Source organism: Gibbsiella quercinecans (genome assembly GCF_002291425.1).
GTDB classification, from domain to species: Bacteria; Pseudomonadota; Gammaproteobacteria; order Enterobacterales; family Enterobacteriaceae; genus Gibbsiella; species Gibbsiella quercinecans.
This window is the reverse complement of sequence record NZ_CP014136.1, coordinates 3,853,546-3,873,163: the sequence shown is the minus strand read 5'-3', so window position 1 is coordinate 3,873,163 and position 19,618 is coordinate 3,853,546. Positions and strand designations below refer to the sequence as shown.

Here is a 19,618-nt window from a genome sequence, read left to right as displayed (position 1 = left end):
CAATGACATGAGCGCCTGGCGCTCTGAATGTTACCTCATCCTTTCCGCCGCCCACTTCGCAAACATTAAGCTGGAAAAAGCCCCGGATATTATTCCGAGGCTTTGAAGTCGTCACCCGATAAGCTTCAAATCAACTTTTCGGTGTGTCTTTTGGTCTTGGTAGAAGTTTTCATGAGGCCCCACACTAAGTAAGTAAAGCTCCAATTTATCCTCCACCCAGCTGTAACCAAGAAGAGTTAAGCGGTTGTTCAGCTGAAATTTATGAACACGCAGAAATGACAAGTCGCCTTTCTTTTGTTCACCAATTTCAGGGTTTGCAATTATCACATCGATTTCATCTTCAACGATTTCTTGCAAGGGTTCAGGAAGTTTATCAATGGTCTTTTCAAAGCGGCGGCTCTGATAAACATCAACCTCTCTTTCGTTCTGTCCTTCTGACATAACGCTTTACCTTGTTGTTCTTGATTTCGCTTTGTGCAAGCAAGACTTCGCTGATGAAACTGAATGGTAAATCGGGGTTATCCTCGGCTATACGGCCAATTCTAGCCCAATGTTCAATCTGCTTCGGAATGCTCCTACTGGAAGCGTCAGCATAAACCTTAACATCACTTACAAAGTCGTCGTCTAAGCGGATGCTGGTTGCCATATGGGATCCTCGGATTTCGTTTTCAGGTTTTCGGGCTTCAGCTAGGAGGCCCACAATCATGTTGCGACAATTTGTCGCGCATTGCAACCAAAAGAAGCAAGGTTAGCCATTAACGCCAGAACGAAAAAAACCGCTCATGACGTACACTGTTTACCTAAGATGTTTTGAGTGAACGGAATACTGGGTTTTTGAGATACGAACGGTCCTCTGTTTGGGCCGTTTTCTTTTCTCTGGCAGGATAAACTGCTTCACATTCTTCCTCCTTCCTCAGCTTCGTCGGGATAGACCCGGGTTTTCCCAACGAAGCGCGCAGATGCGGCCAAGAAATCATCATTTTTGGGGATATCCTGCATCTGTGTTACAGTGCGCGGCATTGATATTCCCGTGTATCAGAGGCCACCAGCAGTAAGCTCACACATGAGGTTAAATCTGGGGGCTAAAAAAGGCATGTGTTGCCATTCTGTGTTGCTGAACATGTTTTTTCAATGTTTGAAATATAAACACACACACCGCACGGAATAAAAAAAGCATATAACCGCATGATTTTAACAGATTAAACTCGTAAGTGATTGATATGGCGTTACTAATAACAAAGCGGTGCATCAACTGCGATATGTGCGAACCAGAGTGCCCTAATCAGGCCATCTCAATGGGGGACAATATTTACCAGATAGACAGCGACCGCTGCACGGAATGCGCCGGCCATTATGATACCCCGACCTGCCAGCAGGTTTGCCCCATCGATAACACCATCATTACCGATCCGCAGCGGGTGGAAAGCCAGGAACAGCTGTGGGAAAAGTTCGTGGTGCTGCACCACGCCGACCGGCTGTAAATCCGCGGCCAGCGCAGTTTCGCAAAGCCCAGTGCTTTAGCCTTCGATAATCACCGTCGCGCAGGCGTAGCGGCGTTCATCCGCCAGTGATACATGAATCGACGTGATGCCCATTTGCTGCGCCAGCTCGGCTGCGCGCGCGTGCAAGCGAATGTTGGGTTTACCGAGCGCGTCGTTGAACACTTCGAACTGATTGAAGGCCAGACCATTGCGGATGCCGGTGCCGAACGCTTTCGCCGCCGCTTCCTTGACCGCAAAACGCTTGGCTAAAAAGCGCACCGGTTGCTGATGTTGCAGAAACAGCGCCCACTCCGCCTGATTGAGCACGCGCCGCGCCAGACGATCGCCGCTGCGCGCCACCACTGCCTCGATGCGCGCGATTTCAACGATGTCGGTGCCCAGCCCCAGCACAGCCATCAGCGGCGGGCTTCCCGCATCAGTTGCTTCATCTGCGCCACCGCAACCGGCAGGCCGCTCATTACCGCTTGGCCGATAATCGCGTGGCCGATATTCAGCTCATGCATTTCCGGCAGCGCAGCGATCGGCTGCACGTTATGGTAGGTCAGGCCATGGCCGGCATTCACTTTCAGCCCTTTGCTGGCGGCGTAGCGCGCCGCTTCAACAATGCGCGCCAGTTCAGCCTGGGTGGCCTGTTCGCCCTGCGCATCGGCATAGGCGCCGGTGTGGATTTCGATAAACGGCGCGCCGACGGCGACCGCGGCATCAATCTGGCGCGCGTCAGGATCGATAAACAAAGAAACCGCAATCCCCGCCTGCGCCAGGCGTGCCACGGCCACCGCCATTTTATCCAACTGGCCGGCGACATCCAGGCCGCCCTCGGTGGTGACCTCTTCGCGTTTTTCGGGCACCAGGCAGCAGAAGTGCGGCTTAAGCTCAACGGCAATCTCCACCATTTCATCCGTCACCGCCATTTCCAGATTCATGCGCGTCTGGATAGTTTGGCGCAGCAGGCGCACGTCGCGATCGGTAATATGGCGGCGGTCTTCACGCAGGTGCACCGTAATGCCGTCCGCGCCGGCCTGCTCGGCAATAAATGCCGCCTGAACTGGATCCGGGTATTGGGTTCCGCGCGCGTTACGTAACGTGGCGATATGATCGATGTTAACGCCGAGCAATAAATCAGCCATGACAACCTTCTAAATAACAATGACAAAGTACAGGCAGTTTACACGCTGGCGGAAAACGGCAAAAGCAGAAAGCGACTAGGCGTCGTCGACCGGAGGTGGGGAGGCTTTGCGCACGAACTGGCGGAACAGCTCGCGGCTTTTCAACGGTTTGCCGCCCAGGTAGGGTTTCAGCGCGATGCGGGTAAAGCGTTTGGCGGCGCGCAGCGTCTCGGCGTCAGGAAACTGGCGCTGCGCCAGCGCCCGCAGCTCGCGGCCGGTGAAGCTGTAGTGATCCACCACCAGACTGGCGATAAAGCCCTTTTCTTCGCGGTAGCGGTAGGTCATGCCGTCATCGACAGGCTGGCCGCTGCCGGCGCAGTGCAGGAAATCAACGCCGTACCCCAGGTGATGCAACAGCGCCAACTCAAACTGGCGCAGGGCGTGCTCCGGCGAGCTGTCCTCGCCGGCCAGCGCCTGCAAACACTGCAGGTAATCGAAAAACAGCACTGAGTAGTTGGCTTCCTGCTCCAGCACGCGCGACAACAGCTCGTTCACATACAGGCCGCTGTAGAGCATCATGCCGCTGAGCGGCAAACCAAGAGAGACGGCCTCTGCGCCGCGCAGCGTTTGGATTTCGCCACGCCCGCCCCAGCGCACCAGCAGTGGCGTAAAGGGCTGCAGCGAGCCCTTCAGATTAGAACGGCGGCTGCGCGCGCCTTTGGCCAGTAAACGCACCCGGCCATGCCCTTCCGTGAACAGATCCAGCATCAGGCTGGTTTCACTGTACGGCCGCCCATGCAGGACGAAAGCGCGCTCCCAGCCATCCATGATGGGTTACTTCAGATCGTCAACATAACCCAGGCTACGCAATGCGCGTTCGTCATCAGCCCAGCCGGATTTCACTTTCACCCACAGCTCCAGATGCACTTTGGCTTCGAACATCTGTTCCATATCCTGGCGCGCTTCAATACCGATGGTTTTGATCTTGCTGCCTTTATTGCCGATCACCATTTTCTTCTGGCCTTCACGCTCAACCAGAATCAGGCCGTGCACGTCATAACCACCGCGATCGTTGGCGACAAACTGCTCGATCTCGACCGTCACGGAATAAGGCAGCTCTTCACCGAGGAAACGCATCAGTTTTTCACGAATGATTTCCGAGGCCATAAAGCGCTGGGAACGATCGGTGATGTAGTCGTCCGGGAAGTGGTGCTCCGCTTCCGGCAGCTGTTTGCGCACGATAGCGGCGATGGTGTCCACGTTCATGCCTTTTTCCGCAGAGATTGGCACTACATCGAGGAAATTCATCTGCTGGCTGAGAAACGCGATATGCGGCAACAGCTTGCCTTTATCGGTGACGTTATCGACTTTGTTGATCGCCAACAGCACCGGGCATTTCAGGCTGCGCAGCTTGTTGATCACCATGTCATCGTCGTCAGTCCAGTTGGTGCCTTCCACGACGAAGATCACCAGCTCGACATCGCCGATGGAGCTGCTCGCCGCACGGTTCATCAGCCGGTTGATGGCACGCTTTTCTTCGATATGCAGCCCGGGGGTATCCACGTAGATGGCCTGGTATGGCCCATCGGTATCGATGCCCATGATTCGGTGGCGCGTGGTTTGCGGCTTACGCGACGTAATGGAGACTTTTTGCCCCAGCAGTTGGTTCAACAACGTGGACTTGCCCACGTTTGGCCGGCCAACGATCGCGATAAACCCGCAGTATTGCTTCTCTTCGCTCATTCAAGCTCCAGCTTTTTCAGCGCCTGTTCCGCCGCGGCCTGTTCGGCTTTGCGACGGCTTGAACCCGTACCTACTACGGGCTCGCTTAACCCACTCACCTGGCAATGGATGGTAAATTCCTGATCGTGCGCCTCACCACGGACTTGCACCACCAGATAAGCCGGTAATGGCAGATGCCGGCCCTGCAGGAACTCCTGCAAACGGGTTTTCGGGTCTTTCTGCTTATCACCGGGGCTGATTTCATCCAGCCGGCTGCGATACCAGTCCAGGATCAACCGCTCAACGGTTTGAATATCGCTGTCCAAAAATACGCCGCCGATCAGCGCTTCTACCGTATCGGCCAGGATCGATTCACGGCGAAAACCACCGCTTTTTAATTCCCCCGGCCCCAGGCGCAAACATTCACCCAGATCGAATTCTCGCGCCATTTCCGCCAGCGTATTACCACGCACCAGCGTCGCACGCATTCTGCTCATGTCCCCTTCGTCAACCCGGGGGAAACGATGATAGAGCGCATTGGCGATGACAAAACTGAGGATGGAGTCGCCCAGAAACTCAAGACGTTCATTGTGCTTGCTGCTGGCACTGCGGTGAGTCAACGCTTGCAGCAAAAGCTCGTGCTGTTGAAAAGTATAGCCCAGCTTCCGCTGCAGCCTGTTAATTACGATGGGGTTCATGAGTTACCAATAGATATAATGCGTCAAAAACTTTGCAGCATACGGAACAGGCCTGAGCCGAGCAGAAAGCCAATCCAAAGCTGTTTCGTTTGCAGTGGCTCCCGCAGAAGCCAACTTTTATCATGCGTGAACTATTCTACAACGAGTGGAAATATAATGCTGCGTTTATATATACCCAAAATAACGCGCGTTGCCCCCAAGGGTGAGCAAAGAAAGCCAACGCACTTGCAACCAGGGAGCTTCCCCTGGCAACAGCTTATTGCCCTAACCTGCGAATAAAACCCCGGCGCTTATTTTAAATAATGCGTCGGGGTTAATCTGCGGATTAAAGAGGATATACGCGCTTAATGAATTCCACCGATACGGCTAAACCTTACGCCGGTAGGCCATTCACCTTCTTGTTTTTCAAAACTCATCCAGATTGCCGTGGCTTTACCCACCAGATTTTTCTCCGGCACAAAGCCCCAGTAACGGCTGTCGGCGCTGTTATCGCGGTTATCACCCATCATAAAATAATGGCCCGCCGGCACCACCCACTCCGCCAGTTGCTGCCCGGGCTGCTGGTAATAAGCGCCGATCTGATCCTGAACGCCCGGTACCGCTAGAATGCGGTGGGTAACGTCGCCCAGCGTTTCCTGGCGCTCACGCAGGCGGATGCCCCCCTGAGGAACGGCATCGCTGGTCGGGATCTGATAAAAACCGTTGCTGGCTTCGCCCATGCCGCTGCGGCTGAACATCTGCACAAAGTCACTGGGCTGCGCATTGCTGTAGGTGACTGCCACTGCGGTATCGCAAGACTGCCCGCTATTGCAGGAAGGCTGCACCGTCACACGTTTGTTGACCGGATCATAAGTTACGCGATCGCCCGGCAGGCCGACCACGCGCTTAATATAGTCGAGCTTAGGATCAAGCGGATATTTAAATACGGCGATATCGCCGCGTTTCGGGTGGCCGGTTGGAATCAACGTGGTCTGGGTAATCGGATCTTTAATACCGTAGGCGAATTTCTCCACCAGAATAAAATCGCCAATCAGCAGCGTCGGCATCATTGAACCGGACGGGATCTGGAAAGGTTCATAAATAAATGAACGCACCACAAATACCAGCAACAGCACCGGGAACACCGATGCGCCGGTTTCAACCCAACCCGGCTGCTTGGCGGCCTTCGCCAACGTGTTGTCGTCTACCACGCCCGCAGTCTGTGCATTCAGCGCCGCGATTTTCTCGCGCCGCGCCGGCGCCCATTTAAAGCGCTCGAAGCACCAGATGATCCCGGTCACCAACGTTGCGACCGCCAGGATCAGGGCAAACATATTCGCCATGCAAACTCCCTCGTTACGTAAGCCTTCCGCTTACTTACCGTCTTTACCAACATGCAGGATTGCCAAGAAGGCTTCTTGCGGCAGCTCAACGTTACCGACCTGCTTCATGCGTTTCTTACCGTCTTTCTGTTTCTGCAGCAGCTTTTTCTTACGGCTGACGTCACCGCCGTAGCACTTGGCCAGCACGTTTTTACGCAGCTGTTTCACCGTGGAACGGGCAATAACCTGGTTACCGATAGCCGCCTGGATCGCGATATCAAACTGCTGGCGCGGGATCAGCTCTTTCATCTTCTCCACCAGCTCACGCCCGCGGTAGTTCGCGTTATCGCGGTGAGTGATCAGCGCCAACGCATCCACGCGCTCGCCGTTGATCAGCACGTCAACCCGCACCATGTCTGAAGCCTGGAAACGTTTGAAGTTGTAATCCAACGATGCATAGCCGCGCGACGTTGACTTCAGGCGATCAAAGAAATCGAGCACCACTTCCGCCATGGGGATTTCATACGTCAGCGCCACCTGGTTACCATGGTAAACCATGTTGGTCTGCACACCACGCTTTTCCACACACAGCGTGATGACGTTGCCCAGGTATTCCTGCGGCACCAAAATATGGCACTCGGCGATCGGCTCGCGCAGCTCTTCAATGTTATTCAGCGGCGGCAGCTTGGAGGGGCTATCGACGTAGACAGTCTCTTTGCTGGTGGTCTGCACTTCGTACACCACCGTCGGCGCCGTGGTGATCAGTTCCAGATCGTATTCGCGCTCCAGGCGTTCCTGGATGATTTCCATGTGCAGCAGGCCAAGGAAGCCACAACGGAAGCCAAAGCCCAGCGCCGTCGAGCTTTCTGGTTCATAGAACAAGGAAGCATCGTTAAGGCTTAGCTTGCCGAGCGCATCGCGGAAGCTTTCGTAATCGTCAGAGCTGATCGGGAACAGGCCGGCATACACCTGCGGCTTCACTTTCTTAAAGCCTGGCAGAGCCTTTTCCGCTGGCTGACGGGCCAACGTGAGGGTATCACCCACCGGCGCGCCGAGGATGTCTTTGATCGCACAGACCAGCCAACCCACCTCACCGCAGTTCAGAATGTTGCGGTCGACCTGTTTCGGGGTAAAGATGCCCAAACGGTCGGCGTTATACACCTGGCCGGTGCTCATCACCTTGATTTTGTCGCCTTTGCGCAGCGTGCCGTTTTTTATCCGCACCAGCGAAACCACGCCCAGGTAGTTATCGAACCAGGAGTCGATGATCAGCGCCTGCAACGGCGCATCGGCGTCGCCTTCCGGCGGCGGAATATCACGCACCAGGCGTTCCAGCACTTCGGGCACGCCCACGCCGGTTTTCGCCGAACAGCGCACAGCGTCGGTGGCATCGATACCAACGATATCTTCAATTTCCTGCGCTGCGCGTTCTGGATCGGCCGCCGGCAGGTCGATCTTATTCAGCACCGGCACAACTTCCAAATCCATTTCGATCGCCGTGTAGCAGTTGGCCAGCGTCTGGGCTTCTACGCCCTGCCCGGCATCCACCACCAGCAACGCGCCTTCACAAGCCGCCAGCGAGCGAGAAACTTCATAAGAGAAGTCAACGTGGCCCGGGGTATCAATGAAGTTCAGTTGGTAAATCTGGCCGTCTGGCGCTTTGTAGTCCAGCGTAACGCTCTGCGCCTTGATGGTGATGCCGCGTTCACGCTCCAGGTCCATAGAGTCAAGGACCTGCGCAGCCATTTCACGGTCGGCCAGGCCGCCGCAAATCTGGATAATACGGTCAGACAGCGTCGACTTACCGTGGTCAATATGGGCAATAATGGAAAAGTTTCTTATGTGCTTCATTTAATTAATTTTATCTCTAATTAAGCGCTTAAGTTTTAATTTGGTGGACACAGTCATGGACACAAACCCAAAACCACCCACATAGCATGGGGCGCATCTTACACTGTATATGCGCTGCGTGAAAGGCAGTGAGGGCTCGCTGTTTGTAAGGTTGGGTAACCCTAAACCTGGCAATCGGTTCAGTGAAACACGCTATTATGCAGGCTTCAGTGTGTTACATGCCGCGCAGGGTTATGAAAGCAGATGTTAAAACGCCAGGCGCCCCCTTTGCCGAATAAAACATCACGTTAATCCTCGGCCCACCATCTGCTAAACCATTAACGACGATCGCGCCATAAACCCTTTCCTAAAAATTTAAAAAATAATATTGAGATCAAGGTATTAGATTTTAATATCGCCGTTCCGCTTTAGGAAAAAACCCATATACGCTACCGCGGCGCCCAGTTAGAAAGGGGGCCGAACTCCGCAAAAAAAATACTTCGCGTCACCACGCATGGGCTCTACACATCGGCATGCCCACCGGAGTTCATCAGCATATCTCTGTTCGTTGTTTGGAAGGTAAGTCATGATCGATAAAGGGCAAATGCTGAGCCGGCACGATTTTTCGAAGGTCAACTGGGGCATTCTGGCGGCCGCCGCGCTGCTGTTAACCACCGGCGCAGTGCTTTTACTGCTGCCGTTGCTGAATAACAGCATGGATGAAGCCGGCGTTCTCGCCCTGTTGCAAGCCGGCACGGCCACAATACTACTGGGGTGCATTCTACTGGTGCTGCGGCATTACCTGCGGCCAACGCTCACCTATCGTCTGTATGAGTACGGCGTGCGGGTTGTGGATAATGCCAGCAATAAAGAACGTTTTATTCCGTTTGAAAAAATCAGCGAGATCTACCGCTACCGGGCAAGGAACCCGTTTGGCCAATTATGCAACGTTATGGCCTTCCGCTGCGCGGCGGAGCGGCCCTGGTACACGATTTTTAGCAATCTTTCCCATGCCTGGAGCCTGAGCGATGCCATCATCAACCAGCAGGTGCAAATCCGTGGGCCGCAGGCGCTGAACGAGCTGTATAACGGCAACGTGCTCGACTTTACCTATATCAACAACAACGCCCGGGCGCTGTTCCACCTGCTGCGCAACGACATGCGAACTCTGCCGGGGCAAACGTTGCGTTTAAGCAGCACGCTGTTGATCACCCCGCAGCGCCAGATCCCGCTGGCAACCCTTGGCGCGCTGGAAAGCAACCGTGAGCAGGGCACGATTCGTTTGCTTGATAAGCAGGGGAATACGCTGTTTGTAGCCGATTACTTCGCGCTGATCTGCGCGGATTTATTTATCGCACTGCTGGAGCATATGATTTATCACCGCGCCACGGACGCCAAGCGCCTCTCCCAGTAGGCACTCAAAGCCGGTGGCGCGGCGGCGGTTTACAGCGGGGAATGTTGTTCCGGCGGCTCGCGCATTGCGCCAGGCGGCAGACCAATTTGCAGCACCACCGGTTGGTAACTCGCCTGGGCGCTCAAACGGCCAGCCAGGCGGCGCACCACGAGAAAGGCCCCGCCGCCGCCTACTAAGGCGCCAAGCAGCGCAGCGCTGTCGCTGCCCATCAGCCATTGCAGCATAGCGGCACCTAAGAGGATCCCCAGCAGCGGCGCCAGATACACCAGCATGGCGGAGCGCAGCAGGCTGCCTTCGGCGATCCCCACCTCAATACGCTGGCCCGGCACCACCGGCTGGGCAATGTGCACCTGCAGTTGATGCTGCGTCTCGGGCGCCAGTTCGTTCAGGGCGCGGGCGCCGCAGCCGGTGCGAGCGTGGCAACTGCCGCAGCCGCCGGCTTTGGGCTCACAGCGCAGCACCGCTACGCCCTGCTGCCACGAGATGACCGTGGCCCATTCTTTCATCATTAGGGAGCTACCTTAAACGTAATACTGTCTGCAATGCGTTTGGCCGTTGGCGTTGGCAACTCGCCAATAATCGTGATCTCATGGCCATTGCGCACCTCAATCTGGATAGTACGCCGCCCCTGGCGGTAATACTGCGGAGCGCTGCCGCTCGCCGCCGGGCTGACATTCACCGAGAAACTAAACAAACCATCGCTATAGAGCCGTGATTCCACCGGCACCGCCACGTTAGGCAGCGAGTGGCGAGTGGTCGCCACCTCATCAACGCCAGCCGGCAACCAACCCACGGCCCACCCCAGTTTAGCGGTGGCGGCCGCCGGTGGCGATAACACCGGCGGCAGGTTGGCTTTGAGCAACCCGCGCATCACGTTCTGCACGTCGCTGCCGACCACGAAGGAAATGACCCGGTATTGTTCCAGCGTTTCACCATCGCGATCAAGCAAATCGACCCGCAGCGGCAGCTTGGTGTCTTCATCAATCCACACCAGGTAACTGTAGCGTGAACCATCACGGGCCACGACGCGAACCACTTCGCACGGGCGATCGGCAATACGGGTACGGCCCACGGAGAGAAAGTCGTAATATTTCGCCAGGCGGTTGAAATCGCTATAAACGATGCCCGGCAGCGCATCGACGATATGATCCCCAGGCAGGGTGAACGGCTCTAAACCGGGCTCAAAATAACTGATGCCCTTGCCCCGCTGCAACACTTCACGGCGCGGGCCATCCATATGCAATAGCTGGGCAAGCGGCTGTTGATCAATCAACGCATAGCGATAGCGCAGGGATTCAATCCCCAGCTTACTGATGCTGATATAGGCGAGTTCATAATTGAGCGTGCGGCTGGCGCTGTTCATCTGTTGTAACATCGCCCCGGGCGTATCTTGCGCCGGGGCGATGCTTGAGTAGAACAGGCTACCCGCCAAGAGACAGACGGAGAACCAAAGTTGCTTCATTACTGCTGCTGCATTCCTAAGGACTGGGTGCCTGGAACCTGAATGGCGGCCTGCTGCGGATTGCTTTGTTCAAGCTGCAGATCGCCAGAATGCAGGCGGCGTTGCAATTCATAATCCTGCAGCATTGCGTTGATACGCCGGCGCTGTTCCTGCACCTGCTGCTGTTGGCCGCTGCCCACCGCCAGGCCTTCAGACGGCACGCCAAGGCTGACCGGTGAAGGTTGCCCCATGATCGGCAACGTATTGAACGCCGGCGTTTCAGCCGCCTCGGAGTGCGCGGCCGGCTGGTTGTACTGCTGAACCCCAACAATCACCGCCAGAGAAACACAGGCGGCAACGCCCACCTGAGTGAGCTGGCTGGCCCACGGGCGAACCTTGTGCCAAAACGGCAGTTTTTGCCAGGTTTCGGGCTGGGGTTGAGACTCGGGAATAGCTGAAGGAACCAAACGAGCCGGCTCTTTCTCCAGCGCTGCAGCCACACGTTCTGCGATATCGAAATGAATTACTTGCCCGATATCACCCCGCATCGTGTCACGTATCAGGTGATAGCTCTGCCAGCTTTGTTGAAGCGCACGATCTTTAGACAATGAACTCAGCAGTTCATTATCGAGCGATTCCCCATCCATCAGAGCGGAAAGCTTTTCTTTCTGCATGCCTAAGTACCCTTCCTGTGCCCGCTATTGCTAACGTTGGATCAGCGGTTGAACTTTATTATCGATAGCCTCCCGAGCACGGAAAATGCGCGAACGCACCGTTCCGACCGGGCAATCCATGACGGCCGCTATCTCTTCGTAGCTTAAACCGTCCAGCTCACGCAAAGTGATCGCCATGCGGAGATCCTCTGGGAGCGACTCAATAGTACGGAAAACTATCTGTCTCAGCTCTTCTGACAACATTAAGTTCTCAGGGTTCGAAATTTCTTTCAGTGCGCCCGCACTTTCGTAATTTTCCGCATCGTTGGCGTCCACATCGCTGGACGGCGGACGGCGGCCCTGGGCAACCAGGTAATTCTTTGCCGTGTTCACGGCGATACGATATAGCCAGGTATAAAAGGCGCTATCACCACGGAACGACTCCAGTGCGCGATAGGCTTTAATGAACGACTCCTGCACCACATCAGGCACATCGCCCTGCGGCACATAGCGGGAAACAAGGCTCGCAACCTTGTGCTGGTAACGAACAACCAGCAGGTTAAACGATTTTTGATCACCCTTTTGGACCCGCTCAACCAGAACCTGATCCGTTAACTGCTCGCTCATCCGAGGTAATGTCTCCCCAAATCTGTCTCCACGCATAAAATTGTACTGCCAGCCATACGTTCTTTTCCTGAGCAAGCATTCGCTTGGAGTTTACACATAACACGAAGTTCCCTGACGCCGTTGTTTTTTTGTACCACTTGTGTGCCCCATCCATGGCTTTTGCCGGGAGAAGTAGGCTAACATGAATTTCATTCTTCTTCCTGCACAGATCATACGCTATGCAACCGTCATCTGAACATGTCAGCGATGTGCTGATCATTGGCAGCGGTGCTGCTGGCCTTTCTTTAGCCCTGCGGCTGGCCGAATACTGCAAAGTTACCGTACTGAGTAAGGGGCCGCTCAATGAAGGCTCGACCTTCTATGCGCAAGGCGGTATCGCCGCTGTGTTTGATGAAACCGACAGCATAGCCTCCCACGTGGACGATACGCTGATCGCCGGCGCGGGCCTGTGCGATAAGGAAGCCGTTGAGTTTATCGCCGGCAATGCGCGCCACTGTGTGCAATGGCTGATCGACCAGGGCGTTTTATTCGATACCGAAACCAACGCCCAGGGAGAAGCGCGTTACCACCTGACGCGCGAAGGGGGCCACAGCCACCGCCGCATTCTGCATGCCGCCGACGCGACCGGCAAGGCAGTAGAAAACACGCTGGTGGGGAAAGCAAGCGCCCATCCGAATATTTATGTAAAGGAACGTAGCAACGCCGTTGATCTGATCACCTCGAACAAAATCGGCCTGCCGGGCACCCAACGCGTCGTCGGCGCCTATGTCTGGAACCGCGATCGCGAGCAGGTGGAAACTCACCGTGCCAAAACGGTCGTGCTGGCCACCGGCGGCGCGGCAAAGGTGTACCAATATACCACCAACCCAGACGTTGCCTCGGGTGACGGCATCGCCATGGCCTGGCGCGCCGGCTGCCGGGTGGCGAATCTCGAGTTCAACCAGTTCCACCCCACCTGCCTGTTTCATCCGCAGGCGCGCAACTTCCTGCTGACGGAAGCGCTGCGCGGTGAAGGCGCCCATTTGAAACGCCCGGACGGCAGCCGTTTTATGCCGGATTTCGATCCGCGCGGCGAACTGGCCCCGCGAGATATTGTGGCCCGCGCCATCGATCATGAAATGAAGCGCCTGGGCGCAGATTGTATGTATCTGGACATCAGCCATAAACCGGCTGAATTCATTACCCAGCACTTCCCGATGATCCACGAAAAGCTGCTGTCGCTGGGCTTTGATCTCACCCGCCAACCGATCCCCATCGTCCCGGCGGCCCACTACACCTGCGGCGGAGTGATGGTCGATCAGCACGGCCGCACCGATCTGGACGGCCTGTACGCTATCGGCGAGGTCAGCTATACCGGCCTACACGGCGCCAACCGCATGGCCTCTAACTCACTGCTGGAATGCCTGGTGTATGGCTGGGCGGCGGCGGAAGACATCCGGCTGCGCCTGCCTGCCATAAAAGCCGCCAAAGCGCTACCCGCCTGGGATGAAAGCCGGGTTGATGATTCCGATGAACGCGTGGTTATTCAGCATAACTGGCATGAGCTGCGGCTATTTATGTGGGATTACGTCGGCATTGTGCGCACCACCAAGCGGCTGGAGCGCGCCCTGCGCCGTATAACGACGCTGCAGCAGGAAATCGATGAGTATTACGCCAATTTTCGCATTTCCAACAACCTGCTGGAACTGCGCAACCTGGTTCAGGTGGCGGAGCTTATCGTGCGCAGCGCCATGGCGCGCAAAGAGAGCCGCGGGCTGCATTACACGCTGGACTACCCTGACACGCTGCCGGAGGCGAAGCCCACCATTCTGCAGCCCTGAGTTTTCTATTAATAGAACAGATAAAAATCAGTAATCAGGCGGCGAAACTGCGCAGTATAGCTACCGTCCGCCTGCTTGATGGCGAGCGCCGTTTCCGCCGTTGCCTGCGGCTGGCGCACCAGCGCCAACAGTACCCGATGGCATGGCGTGTCGGCACGATCGCTAACGTTAACCCGCTGTGCGCAGTGCCAACCGCACTGCAACGCGGCGGTTTCAAACGCGCTGCCGATATCATGGGGCAACACCACGCAGAAAACCCCCTGCTCACTCAGCAATTGGCTGGCGCAGGCCAGCAGCGCTTCGTGTGTCAGGGTGCCGGTGTAACGCGCCTGGGCGCGGGCGTCATCGCGGCAGGCGACGGCGGGTTCGAAATACGGCGGGTTGCTGACGATCAGATCGTAAACCCCGGCGTGCTGCCGCACATAGTCGTGAATATCCTGCTGGTGCACCTGAATGCGCTGCGGCCAGGGGCAAGCTTGTACGTTGTCGCTGGCCTGGGCGGCGGCATCGGCATCCAGTTCCACCGCATCAATATGCAGTTGCGCGGAACGCTGCGCCAGCATGAGGGCAATCAACCCGCTGCCGCAGCCGATATCCAACGCACGGCCCTTGGCGGGTAGCGGCGCCCAGGCGCCGAGCAACACGCCATCAGTGCCCACTTTCATGGCGCAACGATCGTGGGCGACAAAAAATTGTTTGAAGGTAAACCCGCCGCGGCGCGGCTTAAAATTCGCTTTAGACTGACTGCTCACAGTAACCACCGGGTGTTAAAACTGGCGTAGCATAAGGCAAAGCGTTTTTCGGGAAAAGGAAAGCTTTCCACTTAAAGGGTGAACAACGCGGCCAACCCGTCTATAATCGGCGCCCCAAGTAGAGGTAGACAATGACAGCAACCAATTTTTCCGAACTCGATCTCGATGACCGCCTGCTCGACGCGCTGCGCGACAAAGGCTATGACCGCCCAACCGCCATTCAGGCTGAAGCTATCCCACCGGCAATGGATGGGCGTGATGTATTGGGCTCTGCGCCAACCGGCACCGGAAAAACGGCTGCGTTTTTGCTGCCTGTATTACAGCACTTGCTGGATTTCCCGCGCAAAAAATCCGGGCCGCCGCGCGTACTGATCCTGACCCCAACGCGTGAACTGGCGATGCAAGTGGCCGATCAGGCCCGCGAACTGGCCGCCCATACCTCGCTGGACATCGCCACCATCACCGGCGGTGTGGCTTATATGAACCACGCCGAAGTCTTCAGCGAAAACCAGGATTTGGTCGTCGCCACCACCGGCCGTTTGCTTCAATACATCAAAGAAGAAAACTTTGATTGCCGCGCGGTCGAAACCCTGATCCTCGACGAAGCCGACCGCATGCTGGATATGGGCTTTGCGCAGGATATCGAAACCATCGCTGCCGAAACCCGCTGGCGCAAACAGACCATGCTGTTCTCCGCCACGCTGGAAGGGGAAGCGATCAGGGAATTCGCCGAACGCATTCTGGAAGAACCGGTAGAGGTGGAGGCTGATCCTTCACGCCGCGAGCGCAAAAAGATCCTGCAGTGGTACTACCGCGCCGACGACATCCAGCACAAAACCGCCCTGCTGGTGCATCTGCTCAAACAGCCGGACGTGCAGAAATCCGTGGTGTTCGTGCGCAAGCGTGAGCGGGTGCATGAACTGGCGGCCTGGCTGCGCGAAGCGGGCATCAACACCTGCTATCTGGAAGGCGAAATGGTGCAGGCCAAGCGTAACGAAGCGGTTAAGCGCATGATGGATGGCCGCGTGAATGTGCTGATCGCCACCGACATCGCCGCCCGCGGCCTGGATATTCTGGATATCACCCACGTATTCAACTTTGATATGCCGCGCACTGCCGATATTTACCTGCACCGCATTGGCCGCACCGGCCGCGCTGGGCGCAAAGGCACCGCCATCTCACTGGTTGAAGCGCACGATCATCTGCTGTTGGGTAAAGTGGGCCGTTACCTGAATGAACCGCTGAAGGCGCGGGTGATTGACGAACTGCGGCCCAAGAGCAAGGTGCCCAGCGAAAAGAGCAACGGCAAACCTTCGAAAAAGGTGCTGGCAAAGCGCGCTGAACAGAAAGAAAAGAATAAAACCAAGCCTAAAACCAAAGTGCGCCAGCGCGACGCGAAAAACGTCGGCAAGCGCCGCCAGCCAAAAGCTAACCAAGCCTAATCCAGGCCGGGCAACCGGCCTCAGCTCCCGCCACACTTTTCGGCCAAATGTAAAAAAGCCAGTCAGCGTTAACTGACTGGCTTTTAGCCCCCCTGTTACCTTAAGCCGGAATTACAGGCTTTCAGTAAAGGTACGGGTGATAACGTCGCGTTGCTGTTCTGGAGTCAGTGAGTTGAAACGCACGGCGTAGCCAGAAACACGGATGGTCAACTGCGGATATTTTTCTGGGTGTTTAACCGCATCTTCCAGCGTTTCACGGCGCAGTACGTTCACGTTCAGATGCTGACCGCCTTCTACGCGCACGGAAGGTTGCATTTCCATTGGCACTTCGCGGTATTCGAACTGGCCCAGTTCGCTGACCGGTACAACCTGGTCTTCCGCGTAGTCAGCTTTGGCGCATACGCAGCGGGCTTCAGATTTGCCTGCATCCAGCAGCCAGAAAGAATTCACCAGCGCCTGATTGTTCGCTTTCGTGATTTGAATACCTGTGATCATCTTGTGCCTCCTACAAGAGCGAAAGAATTTTGTTGCGTGAGAAAACCTAACGCCGGTTTTGGCCATTTGGTAAAACCATTGTTGTCTTGTTGTTCTATATACCAGCCTAAACGTGGCGATTCTTTGACTAATATCAATTTTTTAGGGGTAACGCGAAACACCAAAGAAGCAAATTTCTGTTTTATATCAATATTCTCATTTTCGCCGGTAAAAAATAATTTTGTAAATTTTCAACTATTTTTGCAAAGATCGTGGGCATTCTACTTTTTCAGGATCACGAAAAGCAGGTTTCACTCAACGTTGGTAAACGGTAAGCTATGCCCGGTGAAATGTTAACAAAAACAAAGGAGAGCGGTTATGTCCACTTCCCTCACATGGCATGACGTGATCGGCAAAGAAAAAGAGCAGCCCTATTTTCGTGAAACGCTCGCCTTTGTTGCCGCAGAACGCCAGGCCGGTAAGACCATTTACCCACCCCAGAAAGACGTATTTAACGCTTTCCGCTTTACTGAACTGGGCGACGTGAAAGTGGTTATCCTGGGGCAAGATCCTTATCACGGCCCGAACCAGGCGCATGGCCTGTCGTTTTCCGTTCGCCCGGGCGTGCCTGCGCCACCGTCTCTGGTCAATATGTATAAAGAGTTGGCGACGGATATTCCCGGCTTCCAACGCCCGGAGCACGGCTACCTGCAAAGCTGGGCGGAACAAGGGGTTATGCTGCTCAACACCGTGCTGACCGTTGAGGCCGGCCGGGCGCACTCCCACGCCAACCTGGGCTGGGAAACCTTTACCGATCGGGTTATCGCCGCATTAAACGAACATCGCGAAGGAATTGTGTTCTTGCTGTGGGGATCGCACGCGCAGAAGAAAGGGAATTTTATCGATCGTAACCGCCACCACGTCCTGAAAGCGCCGCATCCTTCACCGCTTTCTGCTCACCGTGGGTTCTTTGGTTGCCATCATTTTTCGCAGGCGAACCAACTGCTGGAACAACAGGGGCTGGCGCCGATTGATTGGGTGCCGCGTTTGCCGCAGGCCTAAGCGACAAAGCGCTAAAGGTTATCGCCCCCTCGATCAATAAACCGAGGGGGCATGCAGTGCCTTGCCCCTGACTTTACCCTGCGGGTAACAGCAAGGAACAGCCACCGCGGGGTTCAGCGGCGGCCGATGCACTGCATAGGGGTTTGTTAGCTTTTGGCTTTGGAAACCGCCACCATCGCCGGGCGCAGCAGGCGGCCATTTAACGTATAGCCTTTCTGCATCACCATGGTCACGTGGTTTGGCTGGTGTTCTTCAGATTCCACCATGCTCATCGCCTGGTGCACATCCGGGTTGAACGGCACATTCACATCCCCGACGATCTCAATACCGTATTTGCGAACCACATCCTGCAGCGATTTCAGCGTCAGCTCAATGCCTTCAATCATCGGCGCCAGATCGGGGTTATTTCTATCCGCCAGTTCCAGTGCACGCTCCAGGTTATCGATCACCGGCAGCAAATCGGCAGAGAATTTTTCCAGCGCAAATTTATGCGCCTTTTCAATATCCAGCTCGGTGCGGCGGCGGATATTTTCTACTTCAGCCTTGGCACGCAGCAGGCTTTCACGTTCACGTTGCTGCGCTTCGGCCAGTTGCGCTTCCAGTTCAGCAATACGCTCATCACGCAGATCGGCACTTTCGGTCTGCACATCATCATGTTCGTTGTGTACTTCCTGCGCCTGATCCTTTTCTTCCGAGACTTGCTCGTTTGGCGTCTTCTGTTCTTTACTACTCATGAATATCTCCGCGTTTTAGCATTAATCTCGCAACTTGGCTTATTATGTGGGGATCAAAACCGGGGTTTCAAGTCAACCGGTGATAATGTCGGGCATAATCCGGCTCGGGTGAGGAAAATCACACCAATGAATAAAAAATTCAAATGTATTGGCATTGTTGGGCACCCAAGGCACCCCTCTGCACTAGCAACCCATGAGATGCTGTACGACTGGCTGAAAGCCCATGGTTACCCGGTGATCGTCGAACGGCAAATTGCCCATGATTTAAAGCTGAAAGGCGCGGCAACTGGCAGCCTGGCGGAAATAGGCCAGCAGGCCGATCTGGCCGTGGTGGTCGGCGGCGACGGCAATATGCTCGGCGCCGCACGCGTGCTGGCGCGCTATGCCATCAAGGTGATTGGCGTTAACCGCGGCAACCTCGGCTTCCTGACCGATCTGGACCCGGACAACGCCCTGCAGCAGTTGGCTAACGTGCTGGAAGGCGAATATATTGATGAACAGCGCTTCCTGTTGGAAGCCCTGGTGCACAATCAGCATCAACAGTGCCGCACCAGCACCGCCATCAACGAAGTGGTGCTACATCCGGGCAAGGTCGCCCATATGATTGAATTTGAAGTCTATATCGACGACATTTTCGCCTTCTCGCAGCGCTCTGACGGGCTGATTATCGCCACCCCCACCGGCTCGACCGCCTATTCGCTCTCTGCCGGCGGCCCGATCCTGACGCCTTCGCTACAGGCCATCGCACTGGTGCCAATGTTCCCACATACCCTGTCTGCGCGCCCGCTGGTCATTAACGGCGACAGCACCATCCGGCTCAAATTTTCGCAGGTGAGCAGCGATCTGGAGATCAGTTGCGACAGCCAGATTGCTCTGCCGATCCAGGAAGGAGAAGAGGTGTTAATCCGCCGCAGCGACTTCCATCTGGATCTGATACACCCCAAAGATTACAGCTATTTCAATACGTTGAGCACCAAGTTGGGGTGGTCAAAAAAATTATTCTGAAAATAGCGCCAGCTACTTTACTGTATATAAAACCA

22 protein-coding genes and 1 pseudogene are annotated in these 19,618 nt (G+C 55.6%); 6 read left to right on the top strand and 17 right to left on the bottom strand.

Annotated features, from left to right (window positions below):
* Positions 1-111: 111 nt before the first annotated feature.
* From ACN28Q_RS17860 to ACN28Q_RS17850, 3 genes and pseudogenes are all read right to left on the bottom strand, one after another.
* Positions 112-441, bottom strand: coding sequence for a type II toxin-antitoxin system RelE/ParE family toxin (locus ACN28Q_RS17860; protein WP_095847571.1), 330 nt, complete (start codon positions 439-441; stop codon positions 112-114).
* Positions 410-646: a ParD-like family protein gene (locus ACN28Q_RS17855; RefSeq protein ID WP_095847570.1), complete on the bottom strand. Its 237-nt coding sequence runs from the start codon at positions 644-646 to the stop codon at positions 410-412. The genes ACN28Q_RS17860 and ACN28Q_RS17855 overlap by 32 nt, the downstream gene beginning before the upstream one ends.
* A 150-nt stretch (positions 647-796) precedes the next feature.
* A pseudogene (locus ACN28Q_RS17850) lies at positions 797-950 on the bottom strand (IS4 family transposase); the annotation flags it as partial.
* A 270-nt stretch (positions 951-1,220) separates the two neighbouring features.
* Between ACN28Q_RS17850 and ACN28Q_RS17845 the strand changes: the two are divergent.
* The gene (locus ACN28Q_RS17845; RefSeq protein WP_095849080.1) at positions 1,221-1,481 is read left to right on the top strand and encodes a YfhL family 4Fe-4S dicluster ferredoxin; all 261 of its coding nucleotides are present in this window, start codon (positions 1,221-1,223) and stop codon (positions 1,479-1,481) included.
* A gap of 36 nt (positions 1,482-1,517) precedes the next feature.
* On the opposite strand, the gene acpS is transcribed toward ACN28Q_RS17845, so the two are convergent.
* The 7 genes from acpS to lepA all read right to left on the bottom strand — a co-directional run bounded on the left by acpS (position 1,518) and on the right by lepA (position 8,180).
* Positions 1,518-1,898, bottom strand: coding sequence for a holo-ACP synthase (acpS, locus tag ACN28Q_RS17840; protein ID WP_095847569.1), 381 nt, complete (start codon positions 1,896-1,898; stop codon positions 1,518-1,520).
* Positions 1,898-2,629, bottom strand: a complete 732-nt coding sequence (gene pdxJ, locus ACN28Q_RS17835) for a pyridoxine 5'-phosphate synthase (RefSeq protein WP_095847568.1) — start codon at positions 2,627-2,629, stop codon at positions 1,898-1,900. The genes acpS and pdxJ overlap by 1 nt, the downstream gene beginning before the upstream one ends.
* 75 nt (positions 2,630-2,704) lie before the next feature.
* Positions 2,705-3,436: a DNA repair protein RecO gene (gene recO, locus ACN28Q_RS17830; RefSeq protein WP_095847567.1), complete on the bottom strand. Its 732-nt coding sequence runs from the start codon at positions 3,434-3,436 to the stop codon at positions 2,705-2,707.
* Positions 3,437-3,442: 6 nt separating this feature from the next.
* Positions 3,443-4,351 carry a GTPase Era gene (gene era, locus ACN28Q_RS17825; RefSeq protein ID WP_095847566.1) on the bottom strand — a complete coding sequence of 303 codons (909 nt, stop codon included), beginning with the start codon at positions 4,349-4,351 and terminating at the stop codon, positions 3,443-3,445.
* Entirely contained in the window at positions 4,348-5,028 is a 681-nt protein-coding gene (gene rnc / locus ACN28Q_RS17820; RefSeq protein WP_095847565.1) for a ribonuclease III, read from the bottom strand. Before rnc ends, era begins: the two co-directional genes overlap by 4 nt.
* 344 nt (positions 5,029-5,372) lie before the next feature.
* Complete coding sequence (gene lepB, locus ACN28Q_RS17815) at positions 5,373-6,350, bottom strand: signal peptidase I (protein WP_095847564.1); 978 nt, start codon at positions 6,348-6,350, stop codon at positions 5,373-5,375.
* 30 nt (positions 6,351-6,380) lie between these two features.
* A complete protein-coding gene (gene lepA, locus ACN28Q_RS17810) occupies positions 6,381-8,180 on the bottom strand; it encodes a translation elongation factor 4 (RefSeq protein WP_095847563.1) in 1,800 nt (599 codons plus the stop codon).
* 565 nt (positions 8,181-8,745) lie between these two features.
* Here lepA and ACN28Q_RS17805 point away from each other — a divergent pair.
* Positions 8,746-9,573: a hypothetical protein gene (locus tag ACN28Q_RS17805; RefSeq protein WP_095847562.1), complete on the top strand. Its 828-nt coding sequence runs from the start codon at positions 8,746-8,748 to the stop codon at positions 9,571-9,573.
* Positions 9,574-9,602: 29 nt separating this feature from the next.
* On the opposite strand, the gene rseC is transcribed toward ACN28Q_RS17805, so the two are convergent.
* From rseC to rpoE, 4 genes are read right to left on the bottom strand one after another with little or no spacing between them, the layout of a single operon-like run.
* A complete protein-coding gene (gene rseC / locus ACN28Q_RS17800; RefSeq protein ID WP_095847561.1) occupies positions 9,603-10,082 on the bottom strand; it encodes a SoxR-reducing system protein RseC in 480 nt (159 codons plus the stop codon).
* Positions 10,082-11,035 (bottom strand): sigma-E factor regulatory protein RseB, encoded by a 954-nt coding sequence (rseB, locus tag ACN28Q_RS17795; RefSeq protein WP_095847560.1) that lies wholly within the window; start codon positions 11,033-11,035, stop codon positions 10,082-10,084. The genes rseC and rseB overlap by 1 nt, the downstream gene beginning before the upstream one ends.
* Complete coding sequence (rseA, locus tag ACN28Q_RS17790) at positions 11,035-11,688, bottom strand: anti-sigma-E factor RseA (RefSeq protein WP_095847559.1); 654 nt, start codon at positions 11,686-11,688, stop codon at positions 11,035-11,037. Before rseA ends, rseB begins: the two co-directional genes overlap by 1 nt.
* Positions 11,689-11,718: 30 nt before the next feature.
* Complete coding sequence (rpoE, locus tag ACN28Q_RS17785) at positions 11,719-12,294, bottom strand: RNA polymerase sigma factor RpoE (RefSeq protein WP_095847558.1); 576 nt, start codon at positions 12,292-12,294, stop codon at positions 11,719-11,721.
* Between the two features lie 218 nt (positions 12,295-12,512).
* Here rpoE and nadB point away from each other — a divergent pair, with 218 nt between their 5' ends.
* The gene (gene nadB, locus ACN28Q_RS17780) at positions 12,513-14,114 is read left to right on the top strand and encodes an L-aspartate oxidase (protein WP_165907078.1); all 1,602 of its coding nucleotides are present in this window, start codon (positions 12,513-12,515) and stop codon (positions 14,112-14,114) included.
* Positions 14,115-14,122: 8 nt separating this feature from the next.
* Here nadB and trmN read toward each other — a convergent pair whose 3' ends face one another.
* Positions 14,123-14,875, bottom strand: coding sequence for a tRNA(1)(Val) (adenine(37)-N(6))-methyltransferase TrmN (gene trmN / locus ACN28Q_RS17775; protein ID WP_329957321.1), 753 nt, complete (start codon positions 14,873-14,875; stop codon positions 14,123-14,125).
* 122 nt (positions 14,876-14,997) lie between these two features.
* Here trmN and srmB point away from each other — a divergent pair, with 122 nt between their 5' ends.
* Positions 14,998-16,308 carry an ATP-dependent RNA helicase SrmB gene (gene srmB / locus ACN28Q_RS17770; RefSeq protein ID WP_095847556.1) on the top strand — a complete coding sequence of 437 codons (1,311 nt, stop codon included), beginning with the start codon at positions 14,998-15,000 and terminating at the stop codon, positions 16,306-16,308.
* A gap of 111 nt (positions 16,309-16,419) precedes the next feature.
* On the opposite strand, the gene grcA is transcribed toward srmB, so the two are convergent.
* The gene (grcA, locus tag ACN28Q_RS17765) at positions 16,420-16,803 is read right to left on the bottom strand and encodes an autonomous glycyl radical cofactor GrcA (protein WP_095847555.1); all 384 of its coding nucleotides are present in this window, start codon (positions 16,801-16,803) and stop codon (positions 16,420-16,422) included.
* A 357-nt stretch (positions 16,804-17,160) separates the two neighbouring features.
* Here grcA and ung point away from each other — a divergent pair, with 357 nt between their 5' ends.
* Positions 17,161-17,844 carry a uracil-DNA glycosylase gene (gene ung, locus ACN28Q_RS17760; protein ID WP_095847554.1) on the top strand — a complete coding sequence of 228 codons (684 nt, stop codon included), beginning with the start codon at positions 17,161-17,163 and terminating at the stop codon, positions 17,842-17,844.
* Positions 17,845-17,990: 146 nt separating this feature from the next.
* Here ung and grpE read toward each other — a convergent pair whose 3' ends face one another.
* Positions 17,991-18,578: a nucleotide exchange factor GrpE gene (grpE, locus tag ACN28Q_RS17755; RefSeq protein WP_095847553.1), complete on the bottom strand. Its 588-nt coding sequence runs from the start codon at positions 18,576-18,578 to the stop codon at positions 17,991-17,993.
* Between the two features lie 126 nt (positions 18,579-18,704).
* Here grpE and nadK point away from each other — a divergent pair, with 126 nt between their 5' ends.
* A complete protein-coding gene (gene nadK / locus ACN28Q_RS17750; protein WP_095847552.1) occupies positions 18,705-19,583 on the top strand; it encodes an NAD(+) kinase in 879 nt (292 codons plus the stop codon).
* Positions 19,584-19,618 lie beyond the last annotated feature (35 nt).

Excerpts from the sequence above, each read along its gene's own strand:
- ACN28Q_RS17860 (WP_095847571.1), bottom strand. The coding sequence starts at position 441 with ATGTCAGAAGGACAGAACGAAAGAGAGGTTGATGTTTATCAGAGCCGC.
- ACN28Q_RS17855 (WP_095847570.1), bottom strand. The coding sequence starts at position 646 with ATGGCAACCAGCATCCGCTTAGACGACGACTTTGTAAGTGATGTTAAG.
- ACN28Q_RS17845 (WP_095849080.1), top strand. The coding sequence starts at position 1,221 with ATGGCGTTACTAATAACAAAGCGGTGCATCAACTGCGATATGTGCGAA.
- acpS (WP_095847569.1), bottom strand. The coding sequence starts at position 1,898 with ATGGCTGTGCTGGGGCTGGGCACCGACATCGTTGAAATCGCGCGCATC.
- pdxJ (WP_095847568.1), bottom strand. The coding sequence starts at position 2,629 with ATGGCTGATTTATTGCTCGGCGTTAACATCGATCATATCGCCACGTTA.
- recO (WP_095847567.1), bottom strand. The coding sequence starts at position 3,436 with ATGGATGGCTGGGAGCGCGCTTTCGTCCTGCATGGGCGGCCGTACAGT.
- era (WP_095847566.1), bottom strand. The coding sequence starts at position 4,351 with ATGAGCGAAGAGAAGCAATACTGCGGGTTTATCGCGATCGTTGGCCGG.
- rnc (WP_095847565.1), bottom strand. The coding sequence starts at position 5,028 with ATGAACCCCATCGTAATTAACAGGCTGCAGCGGAAGCTGGGCTATACT.
- lepB (WP_095847564.1), bottom strand. The coding sequence starts at position 6,350 with ATGGCGAATATGTTTGCCCTGATCCTGGCGGTCGCAACGTTGGTGACC.
- lepA (WP_095847563.1), bottom strand. The coding sequence starts at position 8,180 with ATGAAGCACATAAGAAACTTTTCCATTATTGCCCATATTGACCACGGT.
- ACN28Q_RS17805 (WP_095847562.1), top strand. The coding sequence starts at position 8,746 with ATGATCGATAAAGGGCAAATGCTGAGCCGGCACGATTTTTCGAAGGTC.
- rseC (WP_095847561.1), bottom strand. The coding sequence starts at position 10,082 with ATGATGAAAGAATGGGCCACGGTCATCTCGTGGCAGCAGGGCGTAGCG.
- rseB (WP_095847560.1), bottom strand. The coding sequence starts at position 11,035 with ATGAAGCAACTTTGGTTCTCCGTCTGTCTCTTGGCGGGTAGCCTGTTC.
- rseA (WP_095847559.1), bottom strand. The coding sequence starts at position 11,688 with ATGCAGAAAGAAAAGCTTTCCGCTCTGATGGATGGGGAATCGCTCGAT.
- rpoE (WP_095847558.1), bottom strand. The coding sequence starts at position 12,294 with ATGAGCGAGCAGTTAACGGATCAGGTTCTGGTTGAGCGGGTCCAAAAG.
- nadB (WP_165907078.1), top strand. The coding sequence starts at position 12,513 with ATGCAACCGTCATCTGAACATGTCAGCGATGTGCTGATCATTGGCAGC.
- srmB (WP_095847556.1), top strand. The coding sequence starts at position 14,998 with ATGACAGCAACCAATTTTTCCGAACTCGATCTCGATGACCGCCTGCTC.
- grcA (WP_095847555.1), bottom strand. The coding sequence starts at position 16,803 with ATGATCACAGGTATTCAAATCACGAAAGCGAACAATCAGGCGCTGGTG.
- ung (WP_095847554.1), top strand. The coding sequence starts at position 17,161 with ATGTCCACTTCCCTCACATGGCATGACGTGATCGGCAAAGAAAAAGAG.
- grpE (WP_095847553.1), bottom strand. The coding sequence starts at position 18,578 with ATGAGTAGTAAAGAACAGAAGACGCCAAACGAGCAAGTCTCGGAAGAA.
- nadK (WP_095847552.1), top strand. The coding sequence starts at position 18,705 with ATGAATAAAAAATTCAAATGTATTGGCATTGTTGGGCACCCAAGGCAC.